Origin of the sequence: Halioglobus sp. HI00S01 (genome assembly GCF_001635445.1) — a bacterium.
Classification (GTDB): domain Bacteria; phylum Pseudomonadota; class Gammaproteobacteria; order Pseudomonadales; family Halieaceae; genus Halioglobus; species Halioglobus japonicus.
In genome coordinates this window covers 1-226 of record NZ_LWEE01000326.1, presented here as the reverse complement: position 1 = coordinate 226, position 226 = coordinate 1, and the positions used below count along the sequence as shown (strand labels likewise).

1 protein-coding gene is annotated in these 226 nt (G+C 54.4%); it reads left to right on the top strand.

The annotated features are described in order from the left end of the window. On the top strand, window positions 1-188 hold a 188-nt coding region (rplF, locus tag A3709_RS20820), incomplete at its 5' end, for a 50S ribosomal protein L6 (RefSeq protein WP_082850280.1). Window positions 189-226: the final 38 nt, after the last annotated feature.

Here is a 226-nt window from a genome sequence, read left to right as displayed (position 1 = left end):
AACTGCCCGAAGGCGTTTCTGCGGAAACTCCCAGCCAGACCGAGATCGTGGTCAAGGGCATCGACAAGCAGGCCGTAGGCCAGGCAGCTGCCGAGATCCGCAGCTACCGTCCGCCGGAGCCTTACAAGGGTAAAGGTATTCGCTACGCTGACGAGTATGTCCGTCGTAAAGAAGCCAAGAAAAAGTAGGTAAGTTGAGATGAGTGCAAAGAATGATTCAAGGTTGC